At 53.7% G+C, this 14,751-nt stretch carries 14 protein-coding genes, 2 tRNA genes and 2 rRNA genes; 12 read left to right on the plus strand and 6 right to left on the minus strand.

The window, feature by feature from the left end; genetic code table 11:
* From USG84_RS14070 to dkgB, 4 genes are all read left to right on the plus strand, one after another.
* A 23S ribosomal RNA gene (locus USG84_RS14070) occupies window positions 1–99 on the plus strand; the annotation flags it as partial.
* Window positions 100–172: 73 nt separating this feature from the next.
* Window positions 173–288, plus strand: a 5S ribosomal RNA gene (gene rrf, locus USG84_RS14075).
* 56 nt (window positions 289–344) lie between these two features.
* A tRNA-Asp gene (locus tag USG84_RS14080) sits at window positions 345–421 on the plus strand.
* A 160-nt stretch (window positions 422–581) separates the two neighbouring features.
* On the plus strand, window positions 582–1,385 hold the full coding sequence (dkgB, locus tag USG84_RS14085; protein ID WP_151413430.1) for a 2,5-didehydrogluconate reductase DkgB: 804 nt from the start codon (window positions 582–584) through the stop codon (window positions 1,383–1,385).
* 29 nt (window positions 1,386–1,414) lie between these two features.
* On the opposite strand, the gene yafC is transcribed toward dkgB, so the two are convergent.
* Window positions 1,415–2,320, minus strand: a complete 906-nt coding sequence (gene yafC, locus USG84_RS14090; RefSeq protein WP_253540791.1) for a DNA-binding transcriptional regulator YafC — start codon at window positions 2,318–2,320, stop codon at window positions 1,415–1,417.
* Window positions 2,321–2,424: 104 nt separating this feature from the next.
* Between yafC and USG84_RS14095 the strand changes: the two genes are divergently transcribed.
* The 3 genes from USG84_RS14095 (at window position 2,425) to USG84_RS14105 (ending at window position 5,387) form a co-directional block, all read left to right on the plus strand.
* Window positions 2,425–3,600 (plus strand): MFS transporter, encoded by a 1,176-nt coding sequence (locus USG84_RS14095; protein ID WP_151413429.1) that lies wholly within the window; start codon window positions 2,425–2,427, stop codon window positions 3,598–3,600.
* 136 nt (window positions 3,601–3,736) lie between these two features.
* A complete protein-coding gene (locus tag USG84_RS14100; protein WP_061099701.1) occupies window positions 3,737–4,537 on the plus strand; it encodes an endonuclease/exonuclease/phosphatase family protein in 801 nt (266 codons plus the stop codon).
* A 76-nt stretch (window positions 4,538–4,613) separates the two neighbouring features.
* Complete coding sequence (locus tag USG84_RS14105; protein ID WP_151413428.1) at window positions 4,614–5,387, plus strand: class I SAM-dependent methyltransferase; 774 nt, start codon at window positions 4,614–4,616, stop codon at window positions 5,385–5,387.
* Between the two features lie 52 nt (window positions 5,388–5,439).
* On the opposite strand, the gene mltD is transcribed toward USG84_RS14105, so the two are convergent.
* Both mltD and gloB read right to left on the minus strand, forming a co-directional pair.
* Entirely contained in the window at window positions 5,440–6,804 is a 1,365-nt protein-coding gene (gene mltD / locus USG84_RS14110; protein WP_253540795.1) for a murein transglycosylase D, read from the minus strand.
* Window positions 6,805–6,872: 68 nt separating this feature from the next.
* Complete coding sequence (gene gloB / locus USG84_RS14115) at window positions 6,873–7,631, minus strand: hydroxyacylglutathione hydrolase (RefSeq protein ID WP_253540797.1); 759 nt, start codon at window positions 7,629–7,631, stop codon at window positions 6,873–6,875.
* A 32-nt stretch (window positions 7,632–7,663) separates the two neighbouring features.
* Here gloB and USG84_RS14120 point away from each other — a divergent pair, with 32 nt between their 5' ends.
* Entirely contained in the window at window positions 7,664–8,380 is a 717-nt protein-coding gene (locus USG84_RS14120; protein ID WP_028015609.1) for a class I SAM-dependent methyltransferase, read from the plus strand.
* Here USG84_RS14120 and rnhA read toward each other — a convergent pair whose 3' ends face one another.
* Window positions 8,381–8,848, minus strand: coding sequence for a ribonuclease HI (gene rnhA, locus USG84_RS14125; RefSeq protein ID WP_028015610.1), 468 nt, complete (start codon window positions 8,846–8,848; stop codon window positions 8,381–8,383).
* Window positions 8,849–8,912: 64 nt separating this feature from the next.
* On the opposite strand from rnhA, the gene dnaQ reads away from it, so the two are divergent.
* Together dnaQ and USG84_RS14135 are read left to right on the plus strand one after the other, a co-directional pair.
* The gene (dnaQ, locus tag USG84_RS14130) at window positions 8,913–9,644 is read left to right on the plus strand and encodes a DNA polymerase III subunit epsilon (protein WP_253540799.1); all 732 of its coding nucleotides are present in this window, start codon (window positions 8,913–8,915) and stop codon (window positions 9,642–9,644) included.
* A gap of 132 nt (window positions 9,645–9,776) precedes the next feature.
* A tRNA-Asp gene (locus USG84_RS14135) sits at window positions 9,777–9,853 on the plus strand.
* 37 nt (window positions 9,854–9,890) lie between these two features.
* Here the strand turns inward: USG84_RS14135 and USG84_RS14140 are convergent.
* Window positions 9,891–10,823 carry a DMT family transporter gene (locus tag USG84_RS14140; protein WP_253540801.1) on the minus strand — a complete coding sequence of 311 codons (933 nt, stop codon included), beginning with the start codon at window positions 10,821–10,823 and terminating at the stop codon, window positions 9,891–9,893.
* Between the two features lie 101 nt (window positions 10,824–10,924).
* On the opposite strand from USG84_RS14140, the gene USG84_RS14145 reads away from it, so the two are divergent.
* Window positions 10,925–11,839, plus strand: a complete 915-nt coding sequence (locus USG84_RS14145; protein WP_151413425.1) for a LysR family transcriptional regulator — start codon at window positions 10,925–10,927, stop codon at window positions 11,837–11,839.
* A 144-nt stretch (window positions 11,840–11,983) separates the two neighbouring features.
* A complete protein-coding gene (locus USG84_RS14150; protein ID WP_253540804.1) occupies window positions 11,984–13,930 on the plus strand; it encodes a TonB-dependent copper receptor in 1,947 nt (648 codons plus the stop codon).
* Window positions 13,931–14,008: 78 nt separating this feature from the next.
* Here USG84_RS14150 and USG84_RS14155 read toward each other — a convergent pair whose 3' ends face one another.
* Window positions 14,009–14,695 carry a LuxR C-terminal-related transcriptional regulator gene (locus USG84_RS14155; RefSeq protein WP_041911170.1) on the minus strand — a complete coding sequence of 229 codons (687 nt, stop codon included), beginning with the start codon at window positions 14,693–14,695 and terminating at the stop codon, window positions 14,009–14,011.
* Between the last annotated feature and the right edge of the window lie 56 nt (window positions 14,696–14,751).

Consider the following 14,751-nt stretch of genomic DNA (forward strand, 5'->3'; position numbering starts at 1 on the left):
CTGAAGGAACGTTGAAGACGACGACGTTGATAGGTCGGGTGTGTAAGCGCAGCGATGCGTTGAGCTAACCGATACTAATGAACCGTGAGGCTTAACCTTACAACGCCGAAGATGTTTTGGCGGTGAGAGACAGACACGATATTTTCAGCCTGATACAGATTAACAGAATTTGCCTGGCGGCTTTAGCGCGGTGGTCCCACCTGACCCCATGCCGAACTCAGAAGTGAAACGCCGTAGCGCCGATGGTAGTGTGGGGTCTCCCCATGTGAGAGTAGGGAACTGCCAGGCATCAAATTAAGTAGTAAACCGGTGCATTAATCCGGTGGTTACAAGCAGTCTTCGGTGGAGCGGTAGTTCAGTCGGTTAGAATACCTGCCTGTCACGCAGGGGGTCGCGGGTTCGAGTCCCGTCCGTTCCGCCACTTATTAAAAGCCCTGAGTTAACGCTCAGGGCTTTTTTCTTATCTACCGTGTAATTATTGCGAAATTAGCAAAAATCCTCTGCGTTTTGCGATCTTTTTCTCTATAACAGCACAGGCAATAATCCTCCTCAGTTTACGAACATAACGATTGAGGAATATTATGACTCTCCCTGCATTTGGTCTGGGCACTTTCCGCCTGAAAGACGACGTAGTTATCGCATCAGTTAAAACCGCTCTTGAACTTGGCTATCGCGCAATTGATACGGCACAGATCTATGAAAACGAAGCTGCCGTCGGTCAGGCTCTTGAAGAGAGCGGTGTACCGCGTAATGAACTGTTCATCACCACCAAAATCTGGATCGAAAACCTCAGCAAAGACAAGCTGATCCCAAGCCTGAAAGAGAGCCTGAAGAAACTGCGTACCGACTATGTCGATCTGACGCTGATCCACTGGCCGTCACCGAATGATGCCGTTTCTGTGGAAGAGTTCATGCAGGCGCTGCTGGAAGCGAAAAAGCAGGGCCTGACCCGTGAAATTGGTATTTCCAACTTCACCATCCCGCTGATGGAAAAGGCGATTGCCGCTGTTGGCGCTGAGAATATTGCGACCAACCAGATTGAGCTGTCTCCATACCTGCAAAACCGCAAAGTCGTGGATTGGGCAAAGCAGCACGGTATCCACATTACCTCTTACATGACGCTGGCCTACGGTAAGGCTCTGAAAGATGAGGTAATTATCCGTATCGCAGAGAAACATAACGCGACTGCCGCGCAGGTTATTCTGGCATGGGCAATGGGTGAAGGCTATGCCGTGATCCCATCATCAACTAAACGTGAAAACCTGGCCAGCAACCTGTTAGCGCTCGATCTTCATCTGGATGACGATGACAAAAAAGCGATCGCAGCACTGGAGTGCAACGATCGCCTGGTCAGCCCGGAAGGTTTAGCCCCTGGCTGGGATTAAGTCTGTCCCACCCTCTGTAACCTGAACCCTCACACAGCTCCTCCGGGAGCTGTTTTTATATGCTCGCTCAGGAAGTCGATAAAGGCGCGTATGCGCGTACTCACCGCTCTGTCGCTGTAATATACCGCGCTGAAAGGCATCTCTACCGGCAGACGTTTATCGGCCATTAGCTCCACCAGTTCACCCCGCGCTATCTCCTTATCAATCATATAGTCTGACAAGCAGGCGATCCCATTCCCTTCCAGGCAAAGCTGCTTCAGCGTTTCTCCACTGTTAGAAGATATCCCGCAGGTAATTTCATGAAGCTGGCCATCATGACAGGCAACAGGCCAGGTGTTCAGCGACACCGGCTCCGTAAAGCCCAGGCACAGATGCTGCTTCAGTTCTTCAACCGTCTCCGGTTTACCATATTCAGCAATATACTGTGGCGACGCGATAATTTTGCGGTAGCTGGCAAACAGCGGGCGGGCCCGCAGGCTGGAATCCGTCAGGGTTCCCGCCCGGATAGCCACATCCACTTTTCGCTCGATGAGGTTAATAAACGTCTCGGAGGAGACCAGAGAGAGCGTCATCTCCGGATAGCGTTCACGGAAAGGTTTGATTAGCGGCATCAGAAAATGAAGCACAACCGGCGTGGCTGCATCAATACGCAGCAACCCGCGCGGCGTGCTGCGGGTTTCCATAATCTCCGTCTCCGCAGCTGCCATCTCCTGCAGCACCGACTGCACGCGGCGGAAATAACGTTCCCCTTCTTCCGTCAGGCTGAGCTGCCGCGTCGTTCGGTTGAGCAGACTCACCCCAAGCTTCATCTCCAGCTTTTTCACCGAACGGCTTATGGCCGAGTTAGCCTGTCCCAGCTGCTCGGCTGCGCGGCTAAAGCTGCCGCTTTCGACGACGGCGACAAAGATTGTCAGCTCTTCCGACGTTGCTTTCATTGTTGCACCACCTGCAAAATTCTATTGATATTTTGACCATTTTTGTTATTTAAGCACTGGCGCATACTGCCTGTCATCTTAATCCTGATGATACGGAGTATTTTATGCCACTGGCGCTACTTGCCCTGACGATCAGTGCCTTTGCAATTGGCACGACCGAATTTGTTATCGTGGGACTGGTTCCCACCATCGCTAACCAGCTTGCCATCTCGCTGCCCTCAGCCGGGTTGCTGGTGTCCATCTACGCCCTGGGGGTTGCCGTCGGCGCGCCGGTGCTGACGGCCCTGACCGGACGTTTTCCGCGCAAGCAGCTGTTAGTCGCGCTGATGGTGCTGTTTACCGCTGGCAACGTTCTGGCCTGGCAGGCGCCGGACTACACCACGCTGGTGATTGCCCGCCTGCTGACCGGCCTGGCACACGGCGTGTTCTTCTCGATTGGTTCCACCATTGCAACCAGTCTGGTTCCCAAAGAGAAAGCGGCTTCAGCGATCGCGATCATGTTCGGTGGGTTGACCGTCGCGCTGGTCACGGGCGTACCGTTGGGAACGTTTATCGGACAGCATTTCGGCTGGCGTGAAACGTTCCTGGCCGTCTCCTTACTGGGCGTTATCGCTCTCGTGACCAGCCTGCTGCTGGTACCGTCGAATATCCCGGGACGGGCAAGTGCCAGCCTGCACGATCAGCTGAAAGTGCTTACCCATCCGCGTTTGCTTATCATCTATGCGGTTACGGCTTTGGGCTATGGCGGCGTATTCACCGCTTTCACCTTCCTGGCGCCGATGATGCAGGACCTGGCGGGCTTCTCCCCGAATGCTGTGAGCTGGATTTTGCTGGGATACGGTATTTCTGTGGCCATCGGCAATATCTGGGGCGGCAAGCTCGCGGATAAGCATGGTGCGGTACCGGCGCTGAAATTTATCTTCGCCGCCCTGGTCGTTCTGCTGATGATTTTCCAGTTCACGGCTTCAATGCAATACGCCGCGCTGATCACGGTACTGGTGATGGGGATCTTCGCCTTCGGTAATGTGCCCGGGCTACAGGTTTACGTTGTCCAGAAAGCCGAGCTCTATACGCCAAATGCGGTGGATGTGGCATCCGGTTTGAATATTGCCGCTTTTAATATTGGTATTGCGCTGGGCTCCATTATTGGCGGACAAACCGTCGAACACTTCGGATTAACCCAGACCCCATGGATTGGTGCGGTGATTGTCCTGGTCGCCTTCCTGCTGATTGGCCTGAGTGGACGCCTCGATAAGCCAGCCCGCGTAGCGCTGGGATAACATCAGTAAGTGCTTGCTTACAAAACTGGAAAGCGGTTTCTCAGAAATTGCGTTGAAAGTGTGACCTAAAGTCCCTATAACATTAGAACCAGTCCGTTTTCAGGGCTGGTTCATGTTACAGGGGCTGTTTCCAAAAGTGCGAAAAAATACCTATGCCATGCGTTATGTTGCCGGAATGCCCGCGGAGAGGATCTTACCTCCGGGGTCGTTTGCGAGCATAAGCCAGGCATTACCCGCCGGCACACCGTTAAGCAGCGATGATAAAATCCGGGTTCTGGTCTGGAATATCTTCAAGCAGCAGCGTGCGGAGTGGTTATCGGTCCTCAAAAATTTTGGAAAAGATGCCCACCTGGTTTTGCTCCAGGAGGCACAAACTACCCCTGAACTGGTTCGGTTTGCCACCACGAACTACCTTGCCGCTGACCAGGTGCCGGCATTTGTCCTGCCGCAGCATCCCTCTGGCGTAATGACGCTTTCTGCTGCACATCCGGTCTACTGTTGCCCGCTCCGCGAGCGCGAACCTATCCTGCGTCTGGCGAAATCCGCGCTGGTGACGGTCTATCCGCTGCCGGATACCCGAATGCTGATGGTCGTGAATATCCACGCGGTAAACTTTAGCCTCGGCGTGGATGTATATAGTAAGCAGTTACTTCCCATTGGCGATCAGATTGCGCATCACAGCGGGCCGATCATCATGGCCGGCGATTTTAATGCCTGGAGCCGTCCGCGCATGAATGCGCTGTATCGCTTTGCGCGCGAAATGTCCCTGCGTGAAGTTCGCTTCAGTGATGACCAGCGTAAAAAAGCTTTTGGTCGTCCTCTCGACTTTGTCTTCTATCGCGGTTTGAACGTGCACGACGCCTCCGTTCTGGTGACGCGAGCTTCGGATCACAACCCTCTACTAGTTGAATTCAGTCCCGGCAAGCCTGATAAATAATGGTGTGTCAGGTCTGCCGTGGGGCAGGCCTGCGCGGGTGCTGCCCTTTTATTTTTAACCAACAAAGGACAGTACGATGACAACAACACACTCCCATCATGACAACGTAGAAAAACAGTTTGGTTCTCAGGCAAGTGCTTATCTGAGCAGCGCCGTGCATGCCTCAGGTCGCGATCTGGTGCGTCTCGGTGAACGTCTGGCGGCATTCCCGCGGGCGCACGTGCTGGACCTGGGCTGTGGGGCAGGGCACGCCAGCTTTACGGCTGCGCAGAAGGTGGCCCGCGTTACCGCGTATGATTTATCCAGCCAGATGCTGGACGTCGTTGCTGAGGCGGCGAAAGCGAAAGGGCTGAACAATATTGATACGCGGCAGGGCTATGCGGAGTCTTTACCGTTTGATGACGCGTCGTTTGATGTGGCGATCAGCCGTTATTCCGCACACCACTGGCATGACGTTGGCCAGGCATTGCGCGAAGTCAGACGAGTTCTGAAGCCGGGTGGCACCTTCATCATTATGGATGTGATGTCTCCCGGACATCCGGTGCGTAATATCTGGCTGCAGACGGTCGAAGCGCTGCGCGACACCTCGCACGTGCAAAACTACGCCAGCGGGGAGTGGTTATCGTTTATCACTGAAGCCGGGCTGATTGCGCGCTCGTTAATAACAGACCGTTTACCGCTGGAGTTCAACTCCTGGATCGCCCGTATGCGTACCCCGGAAGCGTTAAGCCAGGCAATCAGGCTTTACCAGGAGAGTGCGTCCGCAGAGGTGAAGGCGTACTTTGAACTGCAGGCGGATGGCTCATTTACGAGCGACACCATCATGGCTGAAGCGCAAAAAGCGGGATAAACAAAAAAGGCACCGAGGGGAATCGGTGCCTTTTTATCTTTCGATCGTGCTATCAGGAGTCTGGCGTGGCGCTGTTCTTCACAAACAGCGTCAGCTGGTCGCCCGGTTTCAGATTGTCAGTATCATTATTCCAGCGCATTACATCTTTGATGTTCACGCCGTGTCGTTTTGCGATACTGGACAGTGAATCGCCTTTGCGCACGCGATAGGTAATGCTATCGCTGTTGCTGGCGAGACGCTGTGCGCTGCTACCTGCACCCACGGTCAACGTCTGACCCACTTTCAGCCCAGAGCTGCGTAGATTATTCCACTGCTGCAGATCTTTCGCCGTCACGCCAAGACGTGAGGCAATGCCTGAAAGCGTATCACCTGAACGTACCTTATAGCTGCGGCTGCTAACGGATGAAGCATCGGCGATCAGCGTTGACTGAACGGCGGCAATTTCACCCGATGCTAAAGACTCACGTAACTGCTCAGCATGTTTCTGCGGAACCATTACATACTGCGGGCCGCTTGCCCCCAGCGTTGAGCCTTTAACGCCTGCATTAAAGGTTTTCAATTTACTTACCGACATACCCGTCATATCAGCAACCTGTTGGATATCAACCGGATTGCTGAGGCGAACGCGCGCCAGTGCACGACTTTCGTCTGGTGTTGGCAGTTGTACACCGTAACGCTTGCTGTTCTTGAGAATATCGCTCAAGGCTAGCATTTTCGGTACGTAAATCTTCGTTTCCTGTGGCAGTGAGAGCGACCAAAAATCGGTGGATTTACCCCGTGCTTTATTCGCTTTCATTGCCTTCAGTACACGACCTTCGCCGCTATTATACGCTGCGACCGTTAACAGCCAGTCGCCGTCAAACATCTTGTTCAGACGTTGCATCATGTCGAGAGCGGCTGTCGTTGAAGCGACAACATCGCGACGCGCATCATAGTTGCGGGTCTGTTTCAGACCATAGTTTCGCCCGGTGCTCGGAATGATCTGCCAAATGCCTGCGGCATTGGCGCCAGACGTCGCGTGTGGGTCAAAAGCGCTCTCCACTATGGGTAGGAGTACCAGCTCCATAGGCATGTTACGTTTTTTAACTTGCCCGGCTATCCAGTACATATACGGCTCTGCCCGTAACGTTACATCGTGGAGATAGCTCTTATTTCTTAAATACTTCTGTTTCTGTTCGCGAATCCGGCTGTTTTCCGGAATTCCCATCTTTAGCTCGTCGCCAATAGAGGTCCACAAGTCTTGCTCCTGCGCGAAAGATGTCCCATCGTCCATCCAGCGCGCCGAACTTGTAAACTTCCCTGCTTCCCCTTGACCAGCTGCAGAAAGGCTCTGTGCGTGCTGTTGTACGTTGCTGCCGTTCTGCGACTGGCAACCTACAAGCAGGACAGAGGCGAGTAATATCGCTTTTGCCTTCATGTGTGTGTCAATAGTTGCTTAAAAGACGAGCGATGATAACGGCGAAATTTTGAAAAGGCAACCCGCATTTATCTGAAGTTATCTTTCTTTGACCTTAACCATGCAAATCGCTGTTCTGGTTGTTGCAAATTTGTTTCTTGGTTAATTTTATTAATTAAATCAATATCATCTATTCGTAAAAATAAATTAATTCGGCGCTCATTTTTCAGAATTACGGGCAGTGTATTTTGGTTTTTTGCACGTAACTCCTTCACTTTGTGATAATAATCCTGAATCGCCCGATCCTCAGGTAAGAGGCTTGCAGCAAACTTCATATTCCCTAATGTATACTCATGGGCGCAACAAATAAGGGTGTCATCGGGTAACGCACTAATCTTTTGTAAAGACTGATACATCTGTTCAGGCGTGCCTTCAAACAGCCTTCCGCAGCCGCCGGAAAACAAGGTGTCGCCACAAAAAAGATAAGGCTTGCTGTAGAAACACAGATGTCCCAAAGTGTGACCTGGTGTGGCAAATACGGAAAACTCCCACTCGCGAATGAGGATATTTTCGCCTTCTTCGACTACTTGCGTCGTTCCCTTATTTTGTGTCTCAGCCGGTCCGTACACCACAAGATGCGGAAAATGGGCGCGCAGTTCCTGCACGCCGCCAGTGTGATCGTTATGATGATGCGTCAACAGAATGGCTTCTGGCTGCCAGCCGTTCTCAGTTATGGCGCTCAGTACAGGGGCGGATTCGCCGGGATCGACAATGACGCATCGACGAGCGTCATCGACCAAAACCCAGATGTAATTGTCCTCAAAAGCGGGAATACTGATAAGATTCATACATTACCTCTTATAGCGTGGCGGGTGTTTTGATGAAACCGGCAAGGATACCTCAGACTGTCGCAGCACCGGAACGTTGGGCGGAATTGCCTTGGGGTGAATACTATCGCGAAGCACTGGAGCAGCAGCTAAAGCCCTGGCTCGCGAAAATGTATGGCTTTCACCTGCTTAAGATTGGCAATCTCAGCGCGGAAATCAATACCGAAAGCTGCGCTATCTCACATCAGGTTAACGTCTCTCTCGGCGGATCGCCGGTTCAGGTAAAGGCAGACCCGTTGCATCTGCCGTTTGCAGAGAAATCCGTTGATGCGTGCCTTCTTGCACACGCGTTGCCCTGGTGCAGCGATCCTCACCGTATGCTGCGTGAAGCCGATCGCGTGCTGATTGACGACGGCTGGCTGATCCTCAGCGGATTCAATCCGCTGAGCCTGATGGGGCTGCGCAAGCTGGTGCCCGTGCTGCGCCGAACGCCACCCTATAACAGCCGAATGTTCACCATGATGCGCCAGCTCGACTGGCTTTCACTGCTGAACTTTGAAGTGCTCTGCTACGGCGGTTTTCAGGTACTGCCGTGGGCGCGGAAGGGGGGAGTGCTGTTAAGCACGCATTTGCCCGCTTTAGGCTGCATGCAGTTTATCGTTGCGCGTAAGCGAACCATCCCCCTTACGCTTAATCCGATGAAGCAGAGCAAATCGAAAACGCCTATCCGGCAGACCGTTGGCGCAACGCGGCAGTACCGAAAGCCCTGATCAGGATTCAGGCTGGTAGCCTGCATCCTCATGGGCCGGGTTTAAAGCCGCCGCGCGCGCCAGTTCGTCGCAGCGTTCGTTCTCAGGGTGACCAGCATGCCCTTTTACCCATTCCCATTTAATCTGGTGTTGACCCAATGCCGCATCCAGACGCTTCCAGAGATCGACATTTTTAACCGGCTTCTTATCCGCTGTTTTCCAGCCGCGTTTTTTCCAGTTATGGATCCACTGGGTGATGCCCTGGCGCACGTACTGGCTGTCGGTACTGAGCACCACGTCGCAGTGTTCTTTTAAGGCTTCCAGCGCCACAATGGCCGCCATCAACTCCATACGGTTGTTGGTGGTCAGGAAATAGCCTTCGCTAAAAGTTTTTTCATGCTGGCGATAGCGCATAATCGCGCCGTAGCCGCCGGGCCCCGGGTTGCCGAGACAAGATCCATCGGTGAAAATTTCTACCTGTTTACGCATCTCTGGTAGACTTCCTGTATTTGAAACGTTCAGTTAAACGATAAGTCTGACATAAATGACCGCTATGAGCACTGCAATTACTCGCCAGATTGTCCTCGATACCGAAACCACCGGTATGAACCAGATCGGTGCGCACTACGAAGGGCACAAGATCATTGAGATCGGTGCCGTTGAAGTGGTGAACCGTCGTCTCACGGGGAACAACTTCCACGTGTACCTCAAACCCGATCGGCTGGTGGATCCAGAGGCGTTCGGCGTTCACGGTATTGCCGATGAGTTCTTGCTGGATAAACCGACCTTTGGTGAGGTGGCTGACGAGTTTCTGGAATACATCAAAGGCGCCGAGCTCGTCATTCATAACGCCTCGTTCGATATCGGCTTTATGGACTATGAGTTTAGTAAGCTCCATCGCGATATTCCGAAAACAAACACCTTTTGCAAAGTGACCGATAGCCTGGCGCTGGCGAGGAAGATGTTTCCCGGCAAGCGTAACAGCCTCGATGCGCTCTGTTCACGTTACGAAATAGACAACACCAAGCGAACGCTGCACGGGGCATTGCTCGATGCCCAGATCCTGGCCGACGTCTATCTGGCAATGACCGGCGGACAGACGTCGATGAAGTTCAGCATGGAAAATGAGTCACAGCAGACGCAGGGCGAAGCGGGCATTCAGCGCGTTGTCCGCCAGGCAAACCGCTTGCGGGTTGTTTTAGCCAGTGATGAAGAGCTACTTAACCATGAATCCCGTCTCGACCTGGTGCAGAAGAAGGGCGGAAGCTGCATGTGGCGCGCCTGAAAAAACGCCACAATGCCTGTAAAATCATCGGTTGGGTGAATTTTGCAGCAAACGATTCAAAACGTGAGAAAAAGCGTTGACGAGATCGGAGGCACACCGTAATATGCGCCTCGTTCCCCAAGCGGGAACAGTGGAGCGGTAGTTCAGTCGGTTAGAATACCTGCCTGTCACGCAGGGGGTCGCGGGTTCGAGTCCCGTCCGTTCCGCCACTATTCAGGCCCACGTTATTTATAACGTGGGCCTTTTTCATATCTGTACTTTTTCGTCTGCGCTTTCAATCTTCACGACTTTCCTTTGCGAGGCGCGAGAGCAGAGGGCAATGCCAAACAGAATTAGTACCGTGCTGACCAGATGATACGAATGCAACGTAACGTGCAGGAACATCACGCTGAACAGACCGCCGCTCAGCGGAATAAGGTGGGAATAAATCTCCCCGCGGGTTGCACCAATAGCCGCAATGCCTTTATTCCACAGCAGGTAAGAGAGCCAGGAAGGAAAGACTACCAGGTACAGCAGGCCGCTTAAAAAGCCCGGTGCGGTATAGGCCGTCCAGTCAGGTAAGCCGGTCTTTATCAACGATATCCCCAGTACCGGTAACAACACCAGGGCACCGAAGACCGCGCTCACGGCCACAAAGGCGTTCCCACCGACGTTGTTCGGCTTCATCCGCAAGAAGGCACAATAAACGGCCCAGCTGGCGGCAGAACCCATGGTCCAGATATCGCCGCGATTCAGATTTTTAAGCGTATCCAGATGCAGCAGATCGCCCTGCATGACCAGCCAGACGACGCCCAATGAACTGAGAACAACCCCTGCAATATTCTGCACCGATATTTTCTCTTTAAAGACCAGCTTATTTATCAATAAAACCAGGGCTGGCGTTGTGGATAAATAAATAGCTGCATTAAGAGATGAAGTATATTGCAGGCCGATATAGAGCGTGAGTGGGAACATAACCTGTCCGCACAGCGCAAGAAATATAATCGTACCACTTGCCTTTTTCATCATCGGCCACTGGGCATGGATCTGCCTGATATAAAGCATGGATAAAAGAAGAGCCGTCAGTATCCAGCGTGCGGCGGATAATATAATCGGGTCTGCATGCGCCACCAGTAAATGACCGACGACATAATTACCCCCCCAAAAACAGGCCGCGAGACTGAGAAAAAAATAGGGCATAGAGGCTCCTGATAATAAATGTTTTGTCTGCCTTTAGAGTACTGCCGGTGCAGAATTAAATGCTAATATAATATTTTCATCTCACGGTATTGGCTGAAACTATGAAGTTTACTCTCAGGCAACTTGAGTTCTACATTGCGTTAGCGGAAACACTACAAATTTCCAAAGCGGCCAGCCGTTGTCATATATCGCAATCTTCCATGACGGTCTCTATGCGTAATCTGGAGGAGGCGGTGAATGCCCCTCTCTTTATCCGCCATGCAAAAGGGATCCAGTTAACGCCCGTGGGCGAGCGATTTCTCAACCATGCCCGCAAGATCCTCCACGATAGCCGCGCGGCGGTGGAGGATCTCCATCAGCAGCCTGAGGCGATTAACGGCGTCGTACGCATTGGTATTGCCGAAACCCTTTCCGCTTATCTGCTGCCGAATCTCTGGGGCGATATCGCGCAGCGTTTTCCGCTGCTGGAGACGGCGTTTCATGAGGCGCCCGCATCGCAACTGCTTCAGGCCTTGCGTCAGGGAGATCTCGATTTTTGTCTTTTGCTGACCTCCAATATCAGCCACGATAGTACGCTTGAAGTCGAAACGTGGATCCGTTCGCCGCGCCGGTTATGGACCGCCATCGGCCATCCTCTCCTCAGCCTGCCGGAGCTTCGGTTAAAAGAGGTGGAAAAGGTGCCCTTCCTGTTGCTGGTGACGGACGACTATCCCGACGTGATATCCGACTACTGGCAAAGCCGGGGCTGTCATCCTGACATTCATTTTCGCACCAACTCCTTTGAGGCGATTCGAAGTCTGGTCGCGGAGGGAAAGGGGGTGACGATTTTATCCGATCTGGTCTATCGCCCGTGGGCGCTCAGCGGTCAGCGCGTGATCCGGCGCACCATTGACGACTGTATTACCTATATGGATGTGGGCATCGTCAAAAACGCCGGGCAGCCGCTCTCTCCGGCCTGTTTGCGGTTGATGGATTTTTTACGACAGCAAACGGCACGCCTGGGCGAAGCGCTCTGAACCGCGCCCCTGAGATTTCCGTTATCCGCCAGATATTTCCTGATTTCCCTGAGGGCCTTCTTGCCCGCAGGTCGTGTATTCCGCTGCAGGGGATGAAGACAATAAGCGCCTTGCTTATTTTCTTTACCGAAACGGAATTGTGTTATGTCTGGTATCACCGCGAGCGGTATTCGTTCCCTGCTCGCCTCCCGTCCACTCTTGTTGGCTCTCAGCTGTGCCACCGCTTTGCCGGCATACGCTGAAGAGTCGATGACCGTTGAGGGGCACTATCGCGATCCCGCGTCATTTATCGCTCCGGCTCATACTCCAACACAACAATTGCCTGCCAGCGACGGTGCGGGCGCGCTAAAAAACATCCCGGGTTTTTCCGTGCTGCGCAGCGGCGGGAGTAACGGCGATCCGGTGTTGCGCGGGATGTTCGGCTCCCGGCTGACGCTGCTTGCAGACGGCGTTAGCACTCAAGGGGGCTGCGGCTCGCGCATGGATACCCCAACGGCCTATATCACCCCGCAAAGTTACGACACGATAACCGTCATTAAAGGCCCACAAAGCGTGCTCTGGGGGCCTATGGGGTCCGCCGGAACATTGCTTTTTGAACGCCAGCCGGACTACTTCAGCGTACCTGAGCTAAAAGGCAGCGCTGAGCTGCTGCGGGGCGCTAACGGACGCGCGGATCAAAACCTTAATCTCGCGTTTGGCGACCCGCGCGGCTACGTCCGCCTGGATGGTAATCATTCGGAGGCGGATGACTACCGGGATGGTCACGGCAACCGTGTGCCGGGCCTGTGGCGCAGATGGAACAGCGGCGTCACGGTAGGGCTCACGCCTGATGAGGACACGCTGGCGGAGCTAAGCGTGGGGGCCAGCGACGGTAAAGCCCGCTATGCGGGTCGGATGATGGATGGTAGCCGCTTTGCCCGTAAAAGCGCGGCGTTAAAACTGGAGAAGTATCACCTGAGCGAGCACGTCAGCAAACTTAGCTGGCAGCTCTATGCCAATGATACTGACCACATCATGGATAACTACAGCCTGCGTCAGCCCGTTGGACCGAAGCGTAAGTCTGAAGTTGGCGGCGTGGTGATGGGCAGCCGTCTTGCCGGCGTGTGGGAAGATGAAACCACCACGCTTACCGCCGGCGCGGACGTAATGCGTAAAAGCCACCGTAAAAAAAGCGCCGGATCGTGGCGTGACGATGCCCGTTTTACCCAGGCGGGTTTGTTTAGCGAATGGCGCCAGTCCGTCACGGCAGACGACACGGTCATCGTGGGGGCGAGACTGGATAGCCTCCGCGCGGACGATCGGCGCAGCGCGCAAAATAGCTCCCGGCACGATCTCCTGCCCGGCGTGTTCACGCGCTATGAGTATCGCGTACCTGACGCACCCGTCATGCTTTATAGCGGCATCGGTTATACCGAACGTTTTCCTGATTACTGGGAGCTTTTTTCCGGCAAGGCCGGAGAACAAAGCTTTCGTCAGCTGAAAACAGAAAAGACCCTGCAATGGGATAGCGGCGTGCAGTTCCACGGCGACAAGGTGAGCGCCTGGGCATCGGCCTATGTCGGGCGGACTGCCGATTACATTTTGTTTGATTATAGCCGCACGCCGTCGCAGGCCAGCAACATCAATGCCGCCGTAATGGGTGCGGAGACGGGCGCAAGCTGGAGCCTGACTCCCGGCTGGGCACTGACGGGAAGCATGAGCTACGCCCGGGGCGAGAATCGTAGCGATAAACAGCCGCTGCCGCAGATGCCGCCGCTCGAAGGGCGGCTGGCGCTGGACTATACCGGGCAACAGTGGCGCACCGGATTACTGTGGCGTGTGGTTGCGCCGCAGCATCGCGTGGCGCAAAACAAAGGTAACGTCACCGGCCAGGATCTCGGCCCGAGCGCGGGGTTTGCCGTGCTTTCGTGGAGCGCGGGCTACACGTTTAACGACCATTTTGAGTCCCGCGTGGGTATTGAGAATCTGTTCAACAAATACTACAGCGAGCATCTCAACCTGGCGGGGGCCAGCCAGTTCGGATACGCCGCAAATCAGCAAATCCCTGAACCGGGGCGCGTCTGGTGGCTGGCTATGACATACCATTTCTGACCCTGAGTGTCATTGCTGAGAGCGACCGTTGAGGCGTTCGTTTGCCTCTACCGCCTGTTTACAGGCGGTTTTTTTATTTCAGATAGCAATATCGAACATTTGCGTTTTCGCAAGCAGGCAATAGAGCTGGCAGTCGCTGTTTACCCCCAGCTTTTCCATCGCGCGCAGTTTATGGGCGCTGACGGTTTTATTACTCAAATGCAGCTGTCTGGCGATCTCTGTCAGGCTCATCCCTTTGCAAAGCATACGTAATACATCAATTTCACGGGGCGAGAGCTCCTGCTCCGTTTGCGCGCCGGTCTGGAACAGGGAATGCATCAGCTCGCGCTCAATATAGACTTCCCCATTGATTACTGACGTCAGCGTTCTGCTCAGGGTTTTCTCACAGGTGTCCCGACTAATATAGGCTTTGGCGCCTGCCTCCAGCGACATGCGGATAAGCTGCGTGTTTTTGTAGGGCGAAAGCACAATGATTTTAAGCTGCGGATATTTACGGCTGAGCCATTTAATCAGCAATACGCCGTCCATTCCGTTGAGCGGGTTAACGGTTTGGCTGGTGGCAAGAGAAAAGCCAAGGAACAGAATGTCGACAGGCTGTTGGGAGAGCAGTGAAAGCAGCTCAGATGGCGTTGCGGTATCGCCCTGAATGCAAAACTCCGGGCGGGGGGAGCCGTCGCTGAAAAGAGAGGGCATATTGGTGATCATGGATAAGACGCCACGACGGATAATGGTGTGCTCATCGGCAATAGCGATACGAACTTTCATGGTTTCTCCTTCGAAAATGCGGGCGACGGTAGGGATAACGCCGCCGGATGACCAGA

It is taken from the genome of Enterobacter sp. 168J2 (genome assembly GCF_034107265.1).
Classification (GTDB): domain Bacteria; phylum Pseudomonadota; class Gammaproteobacteria; order Enterobacterales; family Enterobacteriaceae; genus Enterobacter; species Enterobacter nematophilus.